At 66.5% G+C, this 17,398-nt stretch carries 21 protein-coding genes; 2 read left to right on the forward strand and 19 right to left on the reverse strand.

The window, feature by feature from the left end; translation table 11 throughout:
- The first annotated feature begins 77 nt into the window (after positions 1 to 77).
- A complete protein-coding gene (locus ACN20X_RS26215) occupies positions 78 to 1,229 on the forward strand; it encodes a S1C family serine protease (RefSeq protein ID WP_016451015.1) in 1,152 nt (383 codons plus the stop codon).
- Positions 1,230 to 1,300: 71 nt separating this feature from the next.
- Here ACN20X_RS26215 and ACN20X_RS26220 read toward each other — a convergent pair whose 3' ends face one another.
- Entirely contained in the window at positions 1,301 to 2,203 is a 903-nt protein-coding gene (locus ACN20X_RS26220) for a D-hexose-6-phosphate mutarotase (protein ID WP_473210035.1), read from the reverse strand.
- Between the two features lie 85 nt (positions 2,204 to 2,288).
- Here ACN20X_RS26220 and ACN20X_RS26225 point away from each other — a divergent pair, with 85 nt between their 5' ends.
- Positions 2,289 to 3,473, forward strand: coding sequence for a spherulation-specific family 4 protein (locus tag ACN20X_RS26225; protein ID WP_016451013.1), 1,185 nt, complete (start codon positions 2,289 to 2,291; stop codon positions 3,471 to 3,473).
- An 85-nt stretch (positions 3,474 to 3,558) separates the two neighbouring features.
- Here the strand turns inward: ACN20X_RS26225 and hisA are convergent, their stop codons facing one another.
- The 18 genes from hisA to ACN20X_RS26315 form a co-directional block, all read right to left on the reverse strand.
- Positions 3,559 to 4,299 carry a 1-(5-phosphoribosyl)-5-[(5-phosphoribosylamino)methylideneamino]imidazole-4-carboxamide isomerase gene (gene hisA, locus ACN20X_RS26230; RefSeq protein WP_432675307.1) on the reverse strand — a complete coding sequence of 247 codons (741 nt, stop codon included), beginning with the start codon at positions 4,297 to 4,299 and terminating at the stop codon, positions 3,559 to 3,561.
- Positions 4,300 to 4,360: 61 nt separating this feature from the next.
- Positions 4,361 to 5,029: an imidazole glycerol phosphate synthase subunit HisH gene (gene hisH, locus ACN20X_RS26235; RefSeq protein WP_017405475.1), complete on the reverse strand. Its 669-nt coding sequence runs from the start codon at positions 5,027 to 5,029 to the stop codon at positions 4,361 to 4,363.
- Between the two features lie 81 nt (positions 5,030 to 5,110).
- Positions 5,111 to 5,716 carry an imidazoleglycerol-phosphate dehydratase HisB gene (gene hisB / locus ACN20X_RS26240; RefSeq protein ID WP_016445588.1) on the reverse strand — a complete coding sequence of 202 codons (606 nt, stop codon included), beginning with the start codon at positions 5,714 to 5,716 and terminating at the stop codon, positions 5,111 to 5,113.
- Positions 5,713 to 6,837: a histidinol-phosphate transaminase gene (gene hisC, locus ACN20X_RS26245; protein WP_017405474.1), complete on the reverse strand. Its 1,125-nt coding sequence runs from the start codon at positions 6,835 to 6,837 to the stop codon at positions 5,713 to 5,715. Before hisC ends, hisB begins: the two co-directional genes overlap by 4 nt.
- A gap of 53 nt (positions 6,838 to 6,890) precedes the next feature.
- A complete protein-coding gene (locus ACN20X_RS26250) occupies positions 6,891 to 7,328 on the reverse strand; it encodes a PIN domain-containing protein (protein WP_043790008.1) in 438 nt (145 codons plus the stop codon).
- On the reverse strand, positions 7,325 to 7,573 hold the full coding sequence (locus ACN20X_RS26255; RefSeq protein ID WP_016445585.1) for a DUF6364 family protein: 249 nt from the start codon (positions 7,571 to 7,573) through the stop codon (positions 7,325 to 7,327). Before ACN20X_RS26255 ends, ACN20X_RS26250 begins: the two co-directional genes overlap by 4 nt.
- Positions 7,574 to 7,707: 134 nt before the next feature.
- Positions 7,708 to 9,024, reverse strand: a complete 1,317-nt coding sequence (gene hisD / locus ACN20X_RS26260; protein WP_034364866.1) for a histidinol dehydrogenase — start codon at positions 9,022 to 9,024, stop codon at positions 7,708 to 7,710.
- A gap of 13 nt (positions 9,025 to 9,037) precedes the next feature.
- Positions 9,038 to 9,682, reverse strand: coding sequence for an ATP phosphoribosyltransferase (gene hisG, locus ACN20X_RS26265; protein ID WP_017405470.1), 645 nt, complete (start codon positions 9,680 to 9,682; stop codon positions 9,038 to 9,040).
- Complete coding sequence (gene murA / locus ACN20X_RS26270; RefSeq protein ID WP_016445582.1) at positions 9,679 to 10,947, reverse strand: UDP-N-acetylglucosamine 1-carboxyvinyltransferase; 1,269 nt, start codon at positions 10,945 to 10,947, stop codon at positions 9,679 to 9,681. The genes hisG and murA overlap by 4 nt, the downstream gene beginning before the upstream one ends.
- A gap of 104 nt (positions 10,948 to 11,051) precedes the next feature.
- Entirely contained in the window at positions 11,052 to 11,300 is a 249-nt protein-coding gene (locus tag ACN20X_RS26275; protein WP_012207326.1) for a BolA family protein, read from the reverse strand.
- Positions 11,301 to 11,426: 126 nt separating this feature from the next.
- Entirely contained in the window at positions 11,427 to 12,182 is a 756-nt protein-coding gene (locus tag ACN20X_RS26280) for an ABC transporter permease (protein ID WP_016445581.1), read from the reverse strand.
- Positions 12,179 to 13,108: an ABC transporter ATP-binding protein gene (locus ACN20X_RS26285; protein WP_017405469.1), complete on the reverse strand. Its 930-nt coding sequence runs from the start codon at positions 13,106 to 13,108 to the stop codon at positions 12,179 to 12,181. The genes ACN20X_RS26280 and ACN20X_RS26285 overlap by 4 nt, the downstream gene beginning before the upstream one ends.
- Positions 13,109 to 13,181: 73 nt before the next feature.
- Positions 13,182 to 13,469 carry an STAS domain-containing protein gene (locus tag ACN20X_RS26290; protein WP_016445580.1) on the reverse strand — a complete coding sequence of 96 codons (288 nt, stop codon included), beginning with the start codon at positions 13,467 to 13,469 and terminating at the stop codon, positions 13,182 to 13,184.
- Positions 13,470 to 13,489: 20 nt separating this feature from the next.
- Positions 13,490 to 14,131, reverse strand: coding sequence for an MlaC/ttg2D family ABC transporter substrate-binding protein (locus ACN20X_RS26295; RefSeq protein WP_016445579.1), 642 nt, complete (start codon positions 14,129 to 14,131; stop codon positions 13,490 to 13,492).
- Positions 14,132 to 14,246: 115 nt separating this feature from the next.
- Positions 14,247 to 15,047: an MlaA family lipoprotein gene (locus tag ACN20X_RS26300; protein ID WP_026062402.1), complete on the reverse strand. Its 801-nt coding sequence runs from the start codon at positions 15,045 to 15,047 to the stop codon at positions 14,247 to 14,249.
- Positions 15,044 to 15,529: an outer membrane lipid asymmetry maintenance protein MlaD gene (mlaD, locus tag ACN20X_RS26305; RefSeq protein ID WP_016445577.1), complete on the reverse strand. Its 486-nt coding sequence runs from the start codon at positions 15,527 to 15,529 to the stop codon at positions 15,044 to 15,046. Before mlaD ends, ACN20X_RS26300 begins: the two co-directional genes overlap by 4 nt.
- A 43-nt stretch (positions 15,530 to 15,572) precedes the next feature.
- Complete coding sequence (gene mlaE / locus ACN20X_RS26310) at positions 15,573 to 16,355, reverse strand: lipid asymmetry maintenance ABC transporter permease subunit MlaE (protein WP_016445576.1); 783 nt, start codon at positions 16,353 to 16,355, stop codon at positions 15,573 to 15,575.
- Positions 16,352 to 17,191, reverse strand: coding sequence for an ABC transporter ATP-binding protein (locus tag ACN20X_RS26315; RefSeq protein ID WP_016445575.1), 840 nt, complete (start codon positions 17,189 to 17,191; stop codon positions 16,352 to 16,354). The genes mlaE and ACN20X_RS26315 overlap by 4 nt, the downstream gene beginning before the upstream one ends.
- Between the last annotated feature and the right edge of the window lie 207 nt (positions 17,192 to 17,398).

Genomic DNA, 17,398 nt, shown 5'->3' on the forward strand with positions numbered 1-17,398 from the left:
CGCCCGCCGGCCCACCGCCCCGCTCACGACATGCCTCACAATGGGGCCTTGTCCTCCCGCACAGAACACCACACTTCATGAAACGCACCTGGCTGCTGTTTTCGCAGGCGGTCACCATCCTGGTGGCTGCCTACTTCGTCGTTGCCACCCTGCAGCCGGACTGGCTGCGCCGCGGCGCCGTGCGCAGCAACGCGGGCATTGCGTTGCTGGAGGCGCCGGCCACGCCCGTCGGAGAAGTCAGCCCGGGCAGCTTTGCACCTGCGGCCAAGAAGGCAGCGCCGGCCGTGGTGAGCATCAACACCAGCAAGGCGGTACGGCATCCGCGCAGCAACGATCCGTGGTTCCAGTTCTTCTTCGGCGACCAGGGCACGCAGGAGCAGGCAGGCCTGGGCAGCGGCGTGATCATCAGCACCGACGGCTACATCCTGACCAACAACCATGTGGTCGAGGGCGCCGATGACATCGAGGTCACGCTGACGGATAGCCGCCAGGCCAAGGCCCAGGTGATCGGTACCGATCCCGAGACCGACCTGGCCGTGCTCAAGATCGCCCTGGACAAGCTGCCCGTCATCGTTCTGGGCAATTCCGACCAGATCGACGTGGGCGACCGCGTGCTGGCCATCGGCAACCCCTTCGGCGTGGGCCAGACGGTGACCAGCGGCATCGTCAGTGCCCTGGGCCGCAGCCAGCTGGGCATCAATACCTTCGAGAACTTCATCCAGACCGATGCGGCCATCAACCCCGGCAATTCGGGCGGCGCGCTGGTGGATGCCAGCGGCAATCTGCTGGGCATCAATACCGCCATCTATTCGCGCTCGGGCGGCAGCATGGGCATCGGCTTTGCGATTCCCGTGTCCACGGCCAAGCTGGTGCTGGACGGCATCGTCAAGGACGGCCGCGTGGTGCGCGGCTGGATCGGCGTGGAGCCCAATGAGCTGTCGCCGGAGCTGGCAGAGACCTTTGGCGTGAAGGCCGACTCCGGCGTGATCATCACCGGCGTGCTGCAGGCAGGCCCCGCTGCCCAGGCCGGCATGCGCCCGGGCGATGTGATCGTGCAGGTGGGCGACAAGCCCATCCGCAATGTGTCCGAGCTGCTGACCGCCGTGGCCGCGCTCAAGCCCGGCGAGGCCGCGAAATTCGATGTGCGCCGGGGCGAAGGCCCCGTGGAGCTGCAGATCACCCCGGGCCTGCGCCCTTCGCAGTCGGCACAGCGCATGCAGCGCCGCTGACCCGGCCCCCCGCCCCAACGAAAAAAGCGCCTGTTCACAGGCGCTTTTTCCATTGCAGGGCCGGTGCTGAGCTACAGCTTGTGCAGGCGCTGGGCCGCGCGCCATTGCGCGCCGGGCGCCACATGCACGGGCGCATCGATGGCGGCGGCCTCCACGCACAGCATCTGCCGCCACCCCTGCGGCGGCATGTCGGGCAGACGTTCACACAGCGCGGGGCCGGGGTTCCAGACCACGGTCTCGGTCCAGGCGGCATCCTGCGAGATCCGCAAGCCGCCGCCAGGTGCGGCCAGCTCCATGGCGTTCCCGGGCCGGGGGTAGACGCGATCGAGCTCTTCGCCAAAGCGCACGTCACCGTGCTGCGTGGGATGGGTGTCGGCCACGGCATCCCAGTAAGGCAGGCCGTCAAGGCCTTGCAGCCGGCATTGCTCCACGTCCGCCACGCGCAGGTAGCTGTGCAAGGCGGCAGTGAAAGCCAAAGGCGTGTCGCCCCGGTTGTGCACTACCAGCTCCACGTCAAGCCGGCCGGGCAACAGCGTCACCTCCAGCCAGGTCTCGAAGGAATACGGCCAGACGGCGCGCGTCTGCGGCGTGTCGGCCAGCCTGAGCCGCAGGAACAAGCCATCGCCGGCAAGAACCTCGGCCTGTGCTGCATCAGCCTGCCACGGCAGGGTGCGCGCAAAGCCGTGCTTGACCAGCGGGCCGCGTTGGTTGAATTGGGGAAAGCAGACCGGAATACCGCCGCGTATGGGTGTGTGGCCGTCATGGGCCGCCAGGGGACTCAGGAACAGTTGCTCCTCGCCACCTGCCTGCCAGGAAAGCAGTTGCGCCCCCTGCAAGGCCACCAGGACAGCATCGCCGCAGGCCAGGCGCAGGCGGATGGCGGGCAGGCCCTGCCATGCATCAGCGCAGGCGCCGGGAGCTTGCGCGGCCGCAGGTAAAGCTGTTACTGCGGGAAAGGAAGATGTAACTTTCATGCTTGAATATAGCCTTTCCCCCGCCCAGCCTTCCTCTGTCATGCAACGCTCCCACGCTCCCTCTCCTCTTGTCCTGCGACTCGGCATGCTCGCCCTGGCCGTCTCCTTGGCTTCCTGCGGCGGAGGCGGTGGTGGTGACAGCAGCGCTGGCGGCGGCACCGGGGGCGATGGCGGCGGCACCGGCCAGCCCGGAGTGACCTCGGTCACCGTGCAATGGACGGCCCCGGCCGCCAGGGATGTGGTGACTGCAGGCTCGGCACTGACCCTGCGCGCAGGTGTTCTCGCAGATGGCGTGAATGCCGCCGATGGAACCGTGGTGAGCTTCAGCGCAGCCACAGGCGTCAGCACCTCGGCGCTGACCAGCTCCGGCGTGGCAACTGCCTCCCTGACCGGCGCCACGCCGGGCCGCCAGCAGGTGCAGGCCAGCGCCACCGTGGCAGGCCGCACGGGCAGCGCTTCGCAGACCTTCTATCTGCGCCCGGCTCCTGCGCCGCTGCGGGTGCTGGTGCCTGCGTATTTCTATCCCACGGGCGCGGGGGCCACGGCCTGGAATGCGCTGGCAGCCAGCGCCCAGGCAAATCCGAACGTGCAGATGACGGCCATCCTGAACCCGGCCAACGGCATTTTCAGTGGCCCGGATGCGAACATCACGCGCGCCGCAACCGCTTTTGCCAACGCGGGCGGGCAGTTGGTGGGCTATGTGAGCTCCAGCTATGGCACGGGCACGCGATCGCTGGCCAGCATCCAGGCCAATATCGACAACTATTTCACGCACTACGGCGCGGGTCTGGTCAAGGGTTTCTTCATTGACGAGATGGCGGCCACCACCAACCGGCTGGACTTCTACCGCAGCATCTACCAGTACATCAAGGCCAAGAATCCCAACCTGATCGTGATCGGCAACCCGGGCCTCGTGCCCGTGGCCGGTTATGCCGATGTGGCCGATGTGCTGACCACGTTCGAGGGCAAGGGCTCCACCTACGCCACCTACGATCCGCGCACGACGAGTTTTGACTGGCTGTACGGGCTGCCCAACAGCCACCAGGCCTCGCTGGTGCACAACGTGTCGGGCTGCGCGGCCATGCAGACGGCCGTGCAGTCGGCCGCCTCGGCCCGCTACCAGGCGGGATGGATCTATGTGACCCAGCTGGAGTTCGAGCCCAGTACCGGCGTGGGCAACCCCTGGGCCGGGCTGCCGAATTACTGGGATGCCTTTGTGCAGACCGTGCGCGCCACCAATGCCGGGCAGGCCATGCCCGCCTGCTCGTAAAGAAAGCCTGAATCCCTGGCGCTGAATGCAGCGCGGGCGCCTGTGAAGCACAGGCGCCCGCAAATACAGGGAAGGCGCATGCCGTTCAGGCCCTGAGCTCGTCGGCGCGGGCCTGCGCCGCGGCGAAGTCAAGGTCGCCCGAGTAGATGGCGCGACCGCAGATCACGCCCTCGATGCCTTCGTCCTCGACCTTGCACAGCGCCTCGATGTCGGCCATGCCTGCCAGGCCGCCCGAGGCGATGACGGGGATCTTCAGCGATTGGGCAAGATTGACGGTGGCATCGATGTTGATGCCCGTGAGCATGCCGTCGCGGCCGATGTCGGTGTAGATGATGGACTCCACACCCCAGTCCTCGAAGCGCTTGGCCACCGAATGCACGTCCTGGCCCGTGAGCTTGCTCCAGCCGTCGATGGCGACCTTGCCGTCCTTGGCGTCGAGTCCGACGATCACATGGCCGCCGAAGGCGCTGCAGGCATCCTGCAGAAAGCCGGGATTCTTCACGGCAGCGGTGCCGATGATCACGTAGCTGATGCCGGCATCTATGTATTTCTCGATGGTGTCCAGATCGCGGATGCCTCCGCCGAGCTGCACCGGAATCCGGCCGTCCACCTCTTTGAGGATGGCCTTGATGGCCGCAAGGTTCTTGGGCTGGCCCGCAAACGCGCCATTGAGGTCCACCAGGTGCAGGCGGCGCGCGCCGGCGTCGAGCCAGCGGCGGGCGATGATGGCCGGGTCTTCGCCGAACGTGGTCGACTGGTCCATATCACCCTGGATGAGGCGTACGCAGTGGCCGTCCTTGAGGTCGATGGCAGGAATGAGCAGCATGATGGTTTGCGAGCAATGAAGGCCTGGGATTCAGCGGCCGGTGCGGGGAAGAAAAGGGGATTCAGGGCTTCCAGCCCAGAAAGTTGCGGAACAGGGCCAGGCCCTGGTCAGCGCTTTTTTCGGGGTGAAACTGCGTGGCGAAAATATTATCGCGCGCGATGGCGCAGGCAAAGCGCCCGCCGTAGTCGGCCTGCGCAGCGCAATGCTGCGGCTGCTGCACCACGGCATAGAAACTGTGCACGAAGTAGTAGAAGCTGTCTTCGGGAATTCCACGCCACAGCGGGTGGGCATGGCCGGCGTTGTGCGTCTGGTGCACGCGGTTCCAGCCCATCTGCGGAACCTTGAAGCGGCTGCCATCGGCCTGGGTGCGGCCCGCCAGATCGAACTTGCGCACGTTGCCGGGGATGAGGCCCAGGCCGGGCACGTCACCTTCGTCGCTGTGGTCCAGCAGCATCTGCATGCCCACGCAGACGCCGAACAGGGGCTTGTTGGCAGCGGCATGCAGCACGGCTTCCTGCAGGCCGGATTCGCGCAGCTCGCGCATGCAGTCGGGCATGGCGCCCTGGCCCGGCAGCACGACGCGGTCGGCGGCCAGGACCACCTCGGGATCGGAGGTCACAACGACCTGCCAGCCGGAATCGGCGGCGGCCGTGCGCACGGCCTGTGAAACCGAGCGCAGATTGCCCATGCCGTAATCGACGACGGCGACGGTGTTGTCAGTCAAACTCATAGCGTGTGGCGCGTGTTCTGTCGGATTTTCGGCGGGATTGCCCGGTCAGATCAAGTTCTGGCCGATGCCAATCGCTTCTCTTTACAGAGCGCCCTTGGTCGAGGGGATGACGCCGGCCATGCGCTCGTCATGCTCCAGCGCAAAGCGCAGGGCGCGTGCGAAGGCCTTGAAGATGGTCTCGCACTGGTGGTGGGCATTGAAGCCCTTGAGGTTGTCGATGTGCAGGGTCACGCCCGCATGGTTGACGAAGCCCTGGAAGAATTCGTAGACCAGCTGGGTGTCGAGCTGACCGATGCTGCCGGCCGTGAATTTCACGTCCATGTGCAGCCCGGGACGGCCCGAGAAATCGATGACCACGCGGCTCAGGGCCTCGTCCAGCGGCACATAGGCGTGGCCGTAGCGGCGGATGCCCTTCTTGTCGCCCACGGCCTTGGCAAAGGCCTGGCCCAGGGTGATGCCGATGTCCTCCACCGTGTGGTGGCCGTCGATGTGCAGGTCGCCCTCGCACTCGATGTCCAGGTCGATCAGGCCGTGGCGCGCGATCTGGTCGAGCATGTGGTCCAGAAAGCCGATGCCCGAGTGCAGGCTGGCCTTGCCCGTGCCGTCCAGGTTGATGGCGACCTTGATCCGGGTCTCGGCGGTGTTGCGCTGCACTTCGGCGGTGCGTGCGGGGACTGCATTGCTCATAGGGATTCCTTCAGGGCCGCCAGCATCTGGGCGTTTTCTTCGTGGGTGCCCACGGTCAGGCGCAGGCAATTGGCCAGCAGCGGGTGCATGGCACTGACGTTCTTCACCAGCACGCCCCGGGCCTTCATCTCGGCCTGGGCACGCGCGGCATCGCGCACGCGCAGCAAAACCATGTTGGCCTCGGATGGCCAGATCTTTTCCACACCCGGCAGCGCGGTCAGCGCGTCGATCAGCGGCTGGCGCTCGGCGCGGATGGCCACGGCCTGCTGCGCATACAGCGCCTCGTGCTCCAGCGCGAAGATGGCCGTCTCGCAGTTGAGCACGCTGATGTTGTAGGGCGGGCGCACCTTGTCGATCTCGCCGACGATGGCGGCCGGGCCGATCAGATAGCCCAGGCGCGCGCCGGCCAGGCCGAACTTGCTGAGCGTGCGCATCAGCAGCACATGGGCGTTGCGGGCCGGGTCGGCGCGCATGTTCTCTGCCCAGCTGCGGCGGGCGAAGGGCTGGTAGGCCTCGTCCATGACGACCAGGCCGCCGATGGCGCCGACCGCGTCGATCACGGCCTGCACATCGGCCTCGGCCCAGAGCGTGGCCGTGGGATTGTTGGGGTAGGCGATATAGGTGATGGCGGGGCGGTGCTCGGCAATGGCGGCGCGCATGGCGGGCACGTCCAGCTCGAAGTCGGCCGTCAGGTCGACCCCCACAAAGTCCAGGCCCTGCAGCCTGGCGCTCATGGGATACATGACGAAGCCCGGCATGGGCGCCAGCATGGTGGCGCGGCCCTCGGCGTGGGGCTGGGCACAGGCCAGGGCCAGCAGCGTGATGATCTCGTCCGAGCCATTGCCCAGCAGTACGGCGCTGCCGGCCGGCGCCTGCGCGTAGCGGGCCAGCATGTCCTTAAGCACTTCCTGGCGCTCGCCAGGGTAGCGGTTGATCTCCAGCCGGCCCAGGCGCTCGCCCAGCGCGGCCTGCAGCTCGGGTGGCAGTCGGAAGGGGTTCTCCATCGTGTCCATCTTGAGCAGGCCTTGCGAGGGCTGCACATGGTAGGCATGCATGGAGCGGACATCGGCGCGGATGCGCTCCAGGGCCAGGGCCTGAACCTGCGGAATGGAAGCTGTCATGGCATGCACACTTTCACGAGTCAGTGGGGGAAGAAATCCATCAGCGAAGCCGCTCAGGCCTGCTGCTGCGGCGGCACCTGGTGCAGCGGGTGCACCATGGCGACGCCGCCAAACTGGGCGCCGTGCGGCAGGTGCAGGGTCAGCATCTGCTCGCAGCCGCTGTGCTGGGCGCAGGCCACGGCCAGGCAGTCGCCAAAGGCCAACTGGTGGCGCGATTGCACGGCCCAGGCGGTCTCCAGCGTGGCGGCATCGGTCTTCCAGGGCGTCCAGGTCTGGTAGCGGCGGATGGCGGCGCGCGCATCGCCCTGCGGCAAAGGCTGGGTGGCCGTGGTGACCTGTTCATAGAACTCGCACAGCGACTGGCTGCCGGTGCGCCCGCTGCGCGTGCGCCACAGCAGGTCCAGCCACTGCAGCACGGCGGCATGCAAGGCGCCCTGCCCCGTGTCTTCGGCAGCGACCAGAACGGAGGTATCGACGAAGACGGTGTTCATGCCTGGCCCTCGCGGCGCAGCGCGACACTGCGCTGGGCGGGCTGCGTGGATGACGGCTGGCCGCCGTCCCAGCCGCGTTCGTCGGTGCGCCAGGCCAGGTAGGCGCGCTCGTAGGCGTCCTCGCGGCGCTGCATCTCGGCCATGAAGTCGCCCACCATGCGCGAGACGCTGGTGCCGCGGCGCGCGGCCTCGATGCGGGCCCATTCGAGCACGCTGTCTTCGACGGTGATGGTGAGGTTCTTCACAGAGTGCAAGTCTACACGAAATTCGTGCTCCACTGATTTCGTGTCAATTCTTGACGCACTTGCTCTAGCGCTCAGGCAGCAAAAAGCGCCGCCCCTTTCGGTGACGACGCCTTCATCCAGCAGGAAGCGAGTGTCTACTTCAGGCGCATTTCGGCCGCACGCGCATGGCCTTGCAGGCCTTCGCCATGCGCCAGCACCGAGGCGATGCGGCCCAGGGTCTGGGCGCCCTGCTCGCTGACCTCGATGAGGCTGGATCGCTTCTGGAAGTCATAGACCCCCAGCGGCGAGGAAAAGCGCGCCGTGCCGCTGGTGGGCAGCACATGGTTGGGGCCGGCGCAGTAGTCGCCCAGGCTCTCGCTGGTGTAGGCCCCCAGGAAGATGGCGCCTGCATGGCGCAGCAGCGGCTCCCACTGGTGGGGATCGTTGCTGGAGACTTCCAGGTGCTCGGGCGCGATGCGGTTGCTGATGGCGCAGGCCTCCTGCATGTCGCGCGTGAGGATGAGGGCACCCCGGTCGCTCAGGCTCTTGGCGATGATGGCGCGCCGCGGCATCTCGGGCAGCAGGCGGTCGATCTCGCGCTGGACGGCGGCGATGTAGTCGGCATCGGGGCACAGCAGGATGCTCTGCGCCAGCTCGTCATGCTCGGCCTGGCTGAACAGGTCCATGGCCACCCAGTCGGGCGGCGTGCTGCCGTCGGCCAGCACCAGGATTTCACTGGGGCCGGCAATCATGTCGATGCCCACGGTGCCGAACACCCGCTTCTTGGCGCTGGCCACATAGGCATTGCCGGGGCCGGTGATCTTGTCCACCTTGGGGATGGTGGCCGTGCCGTAGGCCAGGGCCGCCACGGCCTGGGCACCGCCGATGGTGAAGCCGCGCGTGACGCCGGCCACATAGGCGGCGGCCAGCACCAGGGCGTTCTTCTCGCCGCGCGGCGTGGGCACGACCATGATGATTTCCTGCACACCAGCCACATGGGCGGGAATGGCATTCATCAGCACGCTGGACGGATAGGCGGCCTTGCCGCCGGGCACATAGATGCCCACGCGGTCCAGCGGCGTGACCTTCTGGCCCAGCAACGTGCCATCGGCGTCGCGGTAGCTCCAGCTTTCGCCGCTGGCGCGCTTTTGTGCCTCGTGGTAGGTGCGCACGCGCTGGGCAGCGGCCGTCAGCGCATCGCGCTGCTCGTCGCCCAGGCTGTCGAAGGCGGCCTTGAGCTCGGCCTGCGTCAGCTCCAGCGCTGCCATGCCGTCCACCTGCAATCCGTCGAAGCGCGCCGTGTACTCCAGCACGGCCGCATCGCCACGCTTTTGCACATCGGCCAGGATGTCGGCCACGCGCTGCTCGATGGCCGCGTCCGTGTCTGCCGACCAATGCAGGCGCTGCGCAAAATCGTGTTCGAAGTTGGCGTCAAGCGTGGACAGGCGGGCGGGAGCGGCTTGGTATTCCATGGTGCAGAGGGCTTCAGTCTTGGGGAATGGCCGATGCGAAGGCATCGATGATCTTGCGCAGAGGGGCCTGCTTGAGCTTGAGCGAGGCCTGGTTGACCACCAGGCGCGAGCTGATCTCCATGATGGGCTCGACCTCGACCAGGTCATTGGCCCTGAGCGTGTTGCCGGTGGACACCAGGTCGACGATGGCGTCGGCCATGCCGGTCAGCGGGGCCAGTTCCATGGAGCCGTAGAGCTTGACCATGTCCACGTGCACGCCCTTGGTGGCGAAGAAGTTGCGCGCGATCTCGGGATACTTGGTGGCGATGCGCAGACGGGCGCCCTGCTTGACGGCCAGCGCGTAGTCGAAGCCGTTGCGCACGGCGACGCTGACGCGGCAGCGCGCGATCTTCAGGTCCAGGGGCTGGTACAGGCCCTGGGCGCCATGCTCGATCAGCGAGTCCAGGCCGGCCACGCCGAGGTCGGCGCCGCCGTACTGCACGTAGACCGGCACGTCGGAGGCGCGCACCAGCACCACGCGCACGTGGCTCTGGTTGGTCTCGAAGATCAGCTTGCGCGACTTTTCAATGTCTTCGGTGACCGAGATGCCAGCAGCGGCCAGCAGCGGCACGGTTTCGTCGTAGATGCGGCCCTTGGACAGGGCAATCGTGATGGTCATTGGGAAACTCTTTCGATGTCGGCACCCAGGCCGCGCAGCTTGTCTTCCATGCGATCGTAGCCGCGGTCCAGATGATAGATGCGATCGACCAGGGTCTCGCCCTTGGCCACGAGGCCGGCGATGACCAGGCTGGCCGAAGCGCGCAGGTCGGTGGCCATGACGGCCGCGCCCGACAGCGACTGGCTGCCGGTGATGGTGGCCACGCGTCCGTCGGTGGTGATCTGCGCGCCCAGGCGCAGCATCTCGTCGACGTGCATGAAGCGGTTCTCGAAGATGGTCTCGGTGACCATGCTGCAGCCTTCGGCCACCAGGTTCAGCGCCATGAACTGCGCCTGCATGTCGGTGGGAAAGCCCGGGTACTCGGTGGTGCGGAAACTCTGGGCCTTGAGCTTGCCGGCAGCGCGCACGCGGATGCCGCCCTCCTCGGCGGACACTTCGGCCCCAGCGTCCTTGAGCTTGTCGATGACCGCGCCCAGGTGGTCGGCACGGCCATTGCGCAGCAGCGCCTCGCCGCCCGTGGCCGCCACGGCGCACAAGAAGGTGCCGGCCTCGATGCGGTCGGCCACCACCTGGTGCTCGCAGCCGCTCAGCCGCTCCACGCCCTGGATGACGATGCGGCTGGTGCCGTGCCCTTCGATCCTTGCGCCCATCTTGATGAGCATTTCGGCCAGGTCGCCGATCTCGGGCTCCATGGCGGCGTTTTCCAGCACCGTCTCGCCTTCGGCCAGCACGGCGGCCATCAGGAAGTTCTCGGTGCCCGTGACCGTCACCATGTCGGTGGTGATGCGGGCGCCCTGCAGGCGCTTGAGATGCCCGGGCAGGCACGCGTGCATGTAGCCGTTCTCGACAACGATCTCGGCACCCATGGCCTGCAGGCCCTTGATGTGCTGGTCCACGGGGCGCGAGCCGATGGCGCAGCCGCCGGGCAGCGACACGCGGGCCTGGCCGAATCGGGCCAGCAGCGGGCCCAGGGCCAGGACCGAGGCGCGCATGGTCTTGACCAGTTCGTAGGGTGCCTCGGGGTTGGACAGCGAGCCGGCGTGGATGCGCACGGTGCCGCTGTCATCGTGCTCGGCGCCGACACCCATGTTGCGGATGAGCTTGAGCATGGTGGCCACGTCCTGCAGGCGCGGCACATTGCGCAGGGTGACGGGCTCGGACGACAGCAGCGCGGCGCACAGCTCGGGCAGGGCGGCATTCTTGGCGCCGGAGACCGTCACCTCGCCATGCAGCGCTCGGCCACCGCGAATCAGGAGTTTGTCCATGGCTGACAGACTTGAATCTGGAAATCGGGAAAAAGGAGATGCCGCACGGGCCGTATCGACCAGTTGCGGCAGAAAGTCTGAGGCGTCGTGACCGGGCTGTGCGCTCAGGCCTGGCCGGCCTGGGCAGCCCACTCGGCGGGCGTGTAGGTCTTCATGGACAGCGCATGGACCTCGTCGGTATGCATGCGCTGGCCCAGCGTGGCGTAGACCAGGCGCTGGCGCTGCAGCAGGCGCTGGCCCTCGAATTGGGCCGAGACGATGGTGGCAAACCAGTGCCGTCCGTCGCCTTCCAGCGCAATGTGTTCGCAAGGCAGGCCGGTGGCGATCAGTTCCTTGAGTTGGTCTGCAGTCATGGGGAAGCTTTCCTGCCATGCATCGCGGCATGGCCTTGGTTGGCGGCGGCGCCGGGCGCCGGCCGCCTGTTCATGGGTGGGTTCGAAAATGCCGGCACAGCGCCCGCCGCAGCCTGAGGAAAAACCTCAGCCGCGGATCTTGTAGCCGATGCGCAGCAGATGCACGGCCAGGGCACTCACCGCCAGCCAGGCAGAGCCGACGATGGCCAGGCTGACCCAGGGCGATACGTCGCTCTGGCCGAAGAAGCCGTAGCGGAAACCGTCGATCATGTAGAAGAACGGGTTCAGATGGCTGACTTTTTGCCAAAAAGGCGGCAGGGACTGGATCGAATAGAACACGCCCGACAGGAACGTCATGGGCATGATCAGGAAGTTCTGGAAGGCCGCCATCTGGTCGAACTTGTCAGCCCACAGGCCGGCGATCACACCCAGCGTGCCCAGCAGCGCCGCGCCCAGCAGGCCGAAGACCAGAATCCACAGCGGCGCCGTGAATTCGGGAATGGCGAAGTACAGCGTGACGACGAACACGCCCGCGCCCACCAGCAGCCCGCGCAGCACCGACGCTCCCACATAGGCCCCGAACCAGGCCCAGTGCGACAGCGGCGTGAGCAGCACGAAGACCATGGAGCCCATGATCTTGCTCTGCACCAGGCTGGAGGAGCTGTTGGCGAAGGCGTTCTGCAGCACGCTCATCATCACCAGGCCAGGGATCAGGAAGGCCGTGTAGCTGATGCGGTCATACACCAGCACCCGGCCTTCGAGCACATGGCCGAAGATCAGCAGATAGAGCACGGCCGTGAGCACGGGTGCGGCCACGGTCTGGAAGCTGACCTTCCAAAAACGCAGCACTTCCTTCTTGAGCAGAGTCTGCCAGCCGTTCATGCCGAAGCTCCCTGCGAAGTCTGTCCCTGCTCATTCATCACATGGATGAAGACGTCCTCCAGATCGGCGCGGCGGATTTCCACGTCCTCGGGCACGACGGAGCCCTCGCGCAGCGCGGCGAGCAGGCGCTCCACATCGCTGGCGTCGTTGGCGGGTATCTGCACGATGCGGCCGGTCACCCGCGCCCGTGCGGCCAGGGCCGGCGGCAACGCGGTATCGGTCTTGAACTGCAGCACGTTGGAGGAGGCGGACTTGAGCAGATCCGACATGGTCGAGAGCTTGACGATGTTGCCCTGCTTGAGCATGGCCACGCGGCTGCACAGCGCCTCGGCCTCTTCCAGGTAGTGGGTGGTGAGCAGCACGGTATGGCCTTCGCGGTTCAGGCGTGCGATGAAGTGCCACAGCGTCTGGCGCAGCTCCACGTCCACGCCGGCCGTGGGCTCGTCGAGCACGATGATGGGCGGCTTGTGCACCAGCGCCTGGGCCACCAGCACGCGGCGCTTCATGCCGCCGGACAGCTGGCGCATGTTGGAGTTGGCCTTGTCGGTCAGCCCCAGGCTGTGCAGCAGCTCGTCGATCCAGTCGTCATTGTTCTTGACGCCGAAATAGCCGGACTGAAAGCGCAGCGCCTCGCGCACATTGAAGAAGGGATCGAAGACCAGCTCCTGCGGCACGATGCCCAGCTTGCGCCGGGCAGCCGAGTAGTCGGCATGCACGTCGCTGCCCTGGACCAGCACGCGGCCGCTGGTGGCGCGTGACAGGCCGGCCAGGATGCTGATCATCGTGGTCTTGCCAGCGCCATTGGGACCGAGCAGGCCGAAGAACTCGCCCTCCTCGATGTCCAGACTCACGTGGTTGAGCGCCTGAAAGGCCCCCTTGGGGGTCTGGTAGGTCTTGGAGATGGATTGGAATGAGACGGCAGACATGCGAGGCGCGATTCTAGGCCCTTGCAGCCAAACCTGCCTTGCAGGGCTCTTTGCAGCGGCGCGCTGCGCCGGCTCAGGAGGGGGAGGATGCGGCCGTGTCGGCCAGCAGCCCGTCGACGCCATACAGCGCCGCCATGGACTGCAGGCCCTGCGGCAGGCCCACGACCACCAATTGCTTGTCTGCCGCCTTCGCGGTGCGGCGGCAGGCCAGCAGCACGGCCAGTGCGGACGAGTCGAAGACCTCGACACCGCTGGCATCGACACGCACCTGGGCGCCATCGAAGGCCTGCACCTGGGGCCGCAGCTGCACGAGACAGCTGCGCGCCTGGCGGTAGGTCAGTTCACGGGGGAGCTGCAGCATGGCGCGTGCGTCCGCGGCTGTCAGCCCTTGGAGGGCGGCGTGGCCGGCATCTTGCTGCGCGTGGCCAGGGTCTCGATCAGGCCGTCGATGCCGCGGGCATTGATTTCCTGGCTGAACTGGTTGCGGTAGGTTTCCACCAGCCACACGCCCAGCACGTTCAGGTTGTAGATCTTCCAGCCGTCGCCGGACTTCTCGAGCCGGTAGTCCAGCTGCACGGGCTCGCCGCGGCCCAGCACTTCGGTGCGCACCAGCACATCGGTGTCGCCGGCTGCCGCGCGCAGGGGCTTGACGTTGATGGTCTGGTTGCTGACCTGCGTCAGCGCGCCCGAATAGGTGCGGATCAGCAGGGCCTTGAACTCGGTCTCCAGCTTCTCGCGCTGCGCAGGCGTGGCCTGGCGCCAGGCCGGCCCCACCGAGGCGGAGGTCATGCGGCGGAAATTCACATACGGCATGACCTTGTCATTGACCAGCGCATTGACCTTGGAGACATCGCCCTCGCGCAGCGAGGGGTCCTTCTTGATGGTTTCCAGCACGTCGGTGGAGACACGCTTGATCAGCGCATCGGGGGTCTCGCCGGCTGCGCGGGCCGGCAGTGCCGCGCCAAGGGTTCCCATGGCCAGCATGGCTGCAGCGGCAGCGCTCCAGGCACGTCGATTGATCATCACTCTTCCTTTCCCAGCAGGGCCTCATGCCCCTGACCGGGTTGATATTGCACATTTTTCCGGCCGCGCCATGTCAGGCAGCGGCCGTTTTTCATCTCGGGATGTTACGAACTGCTTACTTCGCGCCGTCTTCGGGCGGCAGCTTGCCGGCATCGTCGTCGTAATCCTCGATGCGACCGTCATCACCCGACTTGCCACGCCGCAGGTTCAGGTAGACATCGCGCGTCAGGCTGTAGCGGTCGAGCGCGACGGAGTCCAGCGTGTCGGAGGCATTGAGCAGGCGGGCACGTGTATCCACCAGTCGCAGCACATACAGGCTGTTGCGAACCGGGATGTCGTTGATCGCCGACATGGGGTTGCCCCAGGCATCCACCGGAAGAGCCGCAGTGTCACGCACCGTGGACGGGCCCAGCAGCGGCAGCACCAGGTACGGCCCGGTGGGCACGCCCCAGCGACCCAGGGTCTGGCCGAAGTCCTGCTTTTGGCGCTCGATGCCGGCCTCGCTGGCGATGTCGAGCAAGCCGCCCAGGCCGAAGACCGTATTCACCGAGAACCGCACGACGGAGTTGTAGGCGCCTTCGGCCTGGCCCTGCAGCGCGTTGTTCACGAAGGACCAGACATCGCTGAGGTTGGAGAAGAAATTGCTCACGCCATCGCGGGCCAGACGCGGAGTGACGTCGCGGTAGGCCGTGGCCACCGGCTTCAGGACGGCACGGTCCAGGCCGTCGTTGAACGAGTAGACGCTGCGGTTGAACGGCTCGAACGGGTCCTGGGGATTGCGGGCCTCGCCCGGCGCGGTGGCGCAGCCGGCGAGCAGCGAAGCGGCGGCCAATGTGCCCAGCATGGCTGTGCGCTGCCAGGATGCTGCCTGGACTGCAGGGCGACCCGCGGTCGCCTGTTCATGGTTGGTTGTCATTCTTTGCCTCCTGCACCGGAGCTGCCACCCTGCTCGGCCTTGCCGTAGAGGAACTGTCCGATCAGATTTTCCAGCACAACGGCCGACTGGGTTGCGACGACGCGGTCGCCATCCTTGAGGTTGTGGTCATCTGCGCCGGCTTCGATGCCGATGTACTGGTCGCCGAGCAGGCCGCTGGTCAGGATCTTCAGGGAACTGTCCTTGGGAAACGCGTAGCGGTTTTCCATGGCCATGGTCACGCTGGCCTGAAAGACCTGATCGTCGAAGGTGATGGATTCCACGCGGCCCACGACGACGCCCGCGCTGCGCACGGCCGCCTTGGGCTTGAGTCCGCCGATGTTGTCGAAGCGCGCGGTCAGCGTGTAGGTTTTCTGGAAGCTCAGGCTCAGCAGGTTGGCCGACTGCAGCGCCAGGAACACCAGCGCCGCAGCGCCGATCAGCACGAACAGTCCGACCCAGACATCACTCTTGGATTGCTGCATGGTTTGTTTTTCCTTGTTTTGCGGGGGTGGCTTCGGTGCCGGGTCAAAGGCTGAACATCGTGGCCGTGAGCAGGAAGTCCAGCCCCAGCACGGCCAGCGAGGCCATCACCACCGTGCGCGTGGTCGCGCGGGACACGCCTTCGGGCGTGGGCTTGGCTGCATAGCCCTGCAGCAGCGCGATGAAGGTCACCGCCACGCCGAACACCAGGCTCTTGAGAACGCCGTTGCCCAGGTCATACCACCAGTCCACGCCGTTTTGCATCTGGCCCCAGAAGGCACCGCCATCGACGCCGATCATGACCACGCCCACCAGCCAGCCGCCGATCACGCCGACGGCGCTGAAGACAGCGGCCAGCAGCGGCATGGCGATCAGGCCGGCCACGAAGCGCGGCGCCAGGATGCGGCGCACGGGGTCCACGGCCATCATTTCCATGGCCGACAACTGCTCGCCGGCCTTCATGAGGCCGATCTCGGCCGTCAGCGCCGTGCCGGCACGGCCGGCAAACAGCAGCGCCGTGACGACGGGGCCGAGCTCGCGCACCAGGGAGAGCGCCACCAGCAGGCCCAGCGCCTCGGCCGAGCCGTAGCGCTGCAGGGTGTAGTAGCCCTGCAGGCCCAGCACGAAACCGACAAACAGGCCGGACACGCCGATGATGGCCAGCGAATAGTTGCCCAGGAAATGGATCTGGTCGCCAATCAGCCGCGGCCTGCCCAGCGCCGGCCCCATCAGCGCGAGCAGGCGGCCGAACAGGCGGGTGCCCATGCCCAGCTGGGTCAATTGGTGGCGCACTGCCGCGCCGATGCGAGCGGGATGCAGCCGGTTCATGCGCGCCTCCGGCCGTTGGCCTTGACCGGGCTTTCAGGCGTGCCGAAATCCTCTTCGGCACTCACGCCGGGGTAATGGAAGGGTACGGGGCCGGTGGCGCGTGCGTGTATGAACTGCTGCACCAGCGGATCGGGATTGGCCTTGACTTCCTCGGGCGAGCCCTGGGCGGCGACACCGCCGTTGCCCAGGATGACCACATGGTCGGCCACATGGAAGGTTTCCTCCACGTCATGGGACACCAGGATGGAGGTCAGGCCCATGGCGTCGTTGAGTTCTCGGATCAGTTGGGCAGCGGTGCCCAGGGAAATGGGGTCCAGCCCGGCGAAGGGCTCGTCGTACATGACCAGTTCGGGGTCCAGTGCAATGGCCCGCGCCAGCGCCACGCGGCGGGCCATGCCGCCCGATATCTCGCTGGGCATGAGGTCGCGCGCACCGCGCAGACCCACGGCATGCAGCTTCATGAGCACGATGTCGCGGACCAGTTCGTCGGGAAGGTCGGTGTGCTCGCGCAGCGGGAAGGCCACGTTGTCGAACACGCTCATGTCGGTGAACAGGGCGCCGAACTGGAACAGCATGCCCATGCGCCGGCGCGCAGCGTACAGGCCCGCGGCGTCCATGGTGGTGACGTCCTTGCCATCGAACAGCACCTGCCCCTGCTGGGCATGCTGCTGGCCGCCGATCAGGCGCAGCACGGTGGTCTTGCCCCCGCCCGATGCGCCCATCAGGGCCGTGACTTTGCCGCGCGGCACCTGCAGCGACAGGTCGCGCAGGATCACACGCTCGCCATAGCCGAAGGTGACGTTGCGCAACTCCACGAAAGAGGCGGTTGGGATCATGCTGTGGTGCGGTCGATAAATGTTCGCAGGCAAGCCCGCTATTGTGCAGACAGGTGCCGCTGCTTGCTCACCACCGCCCGAGATAAACATACATCCGTGTATGTTTCTCAAAAAGTCATGGCAGAAACCGCCATAAAAAAAAGAGCATGCTTTGCTTGCTACACAAGCGTTGCACGCTCTCTGGACCTGGGGAAAATCCGGATTGGA

Source organism: Delftia sp. PX-1 (genome assembly GCF_055797465.1).

What these genes read in the sequence shown, in the direction of transcription:
- ACN20X_RS26295 (WP_016445579.1), bottom strand. Translation starts at nt 14,131, where the DNA reads ATGATCAATCGACGTGCCTGGAGCGCTGCCGCTGCAGCCATGCTGGCC.
- ACN20X_RS26285 (WP_017405469.1), bottom strand. Translation starts at nt 13,108, where the DNA reads ATGTCTGCCGTCTCATTCCAATCCATCTCCAAGACCTACCAGACCCCC.
- murA (WP_016445582.1), bottom strand. Translation starts at nt 10,947, where the DNA reads ATGGACAAACTCCTGATTCGCGGTGGCCGAGCGCTGCATGGCGAGGTG.
- ACN20X_RS26300 (WP_026062402.1), bottom strand. Translation starts at nt 15,047, where the DNA reads ATGACAACCAACCATGAACAGGCGACCGCGGGTCGCCCTGCAGTCCAG.
- hisH (WP_017405475.1), bottom strand. Translation starts at nt 5,029, where the DNA reads ATGAGTTTGACTGACAACACCGTCGCCGTCGTCGATTACGGCATGGGC.
- ACN20X_RS26275 (WP_012207326.1), bottom strand. Translation starts at nt 11,300, where the DNA reads ATGACTGCAGACCAACTCAAGGAACTGATCGCCACCGGCCTGCCTTGC.
- hisG (WP_017405470.1), bottom strand. Translation starts at nt 9,682, where the DNA reads ATGACCATCACGATTGCCCTGTCCAAGGGCCGCATCTACGACGAAACC.
- ACN20X_RS26315 (WP_016445575.1), bottom strand. Translation starts at nt 17,191, where the DNA reads ATGATCCCAACCGCCTCTTTCGTGGAGTTGCGCAACGTCACCTTCGGC.
- hisA (WP_432675307.1), bottom strand. Translation starts at nt 4,299, where the DNA reads ATGCTGCTCATTCCTGCCATCGACCTCAAGGACGGCCACTGCGTACGC.
- mlaE (WP_016445576.1), bottom strand. Translation starts at nt 16,355, where the DNA reads ATGAACCGGCTGCATCCCGCTCGCATCGGCGCGGCAGTGCGCCACCAA.
- ACN20X_RS26220 (WP_473210035.1), bottom strand. Translation starts at nt 2,203, where the DNA reads ATGAAAGTTACATCTTCCTTTCCCGCAGTAACAGCTTTACCTGCGGCC.
- ACN20X_RS26280 (WP_016445581.1), bottom strand. Translation starts at nt 12,182, where the DNA reads ATGAACGGCTGGCAGACTCTGCTCAAGAAGGAAGTGCTGCGTTTTTGG.
- ACN20X_RS26215 (WP_016451015.1), top strand. Translation starts at nt 78, where the DNA reads ATGAAACGCACCTGGCTGCTGTTTTCGCAGGCGGTCACCATCCTGGTG.
- hisC (WP_017405474.1), bottom strand. Translation starts at nt 6,837, where the DNA reads ATGACAGCTTCCATTCCGCAGGTTCAGGCCCTGGCCCTGGAGCGCATC.
- ACN20X_RS26290 (WP_016445580.1), bottom strand. Translation starts at nt 13,469, where the DNA reads ATGCTGCAGCTCCCCCGTGAACTGACCTACCGCCAGGCGCGCAGCTGT.
- mlaD (WP_016445577.1), bottom strand. Translation starts at nt 15,529, where the DNA reads ATGCAGCAATCCAAGAGTGATGTCTGGGTCGGACTGTTCGTGCTGATC.
- hisD (WP_034364866.1), bottom strand. Translation starts at nt 9,024, where the DNA reads ATGGAATACCAAGCCGCTCCCGCCCGCCTGTCCACGCTTGACGCCAAC.
- ACN20X_RS26225 (WP_016451013.1), top strand. Translation starts at nt 2,289, where the DNA reads ATGCTCGCCCTGGCCGTCTCCTTGGCTTCCTGCGGCGGAGGCGGTGGT.
- hisB (WP_016445588.1), bottom strand. Translation starts at nt 5,716, where the DNA reads ATGAGCAATGCAGTCCCCGCACGCACCGCCGAAGTGCAGCGCAACACC.
- ACN20X_RS26250 (WP_043790008.1), bottom strand. Translation starts at nt 7,328, where the DNA reads ATGAACACCGTCTTCGTCGATACCTCCGTTCTGGTCGCTGCCGAAGAC.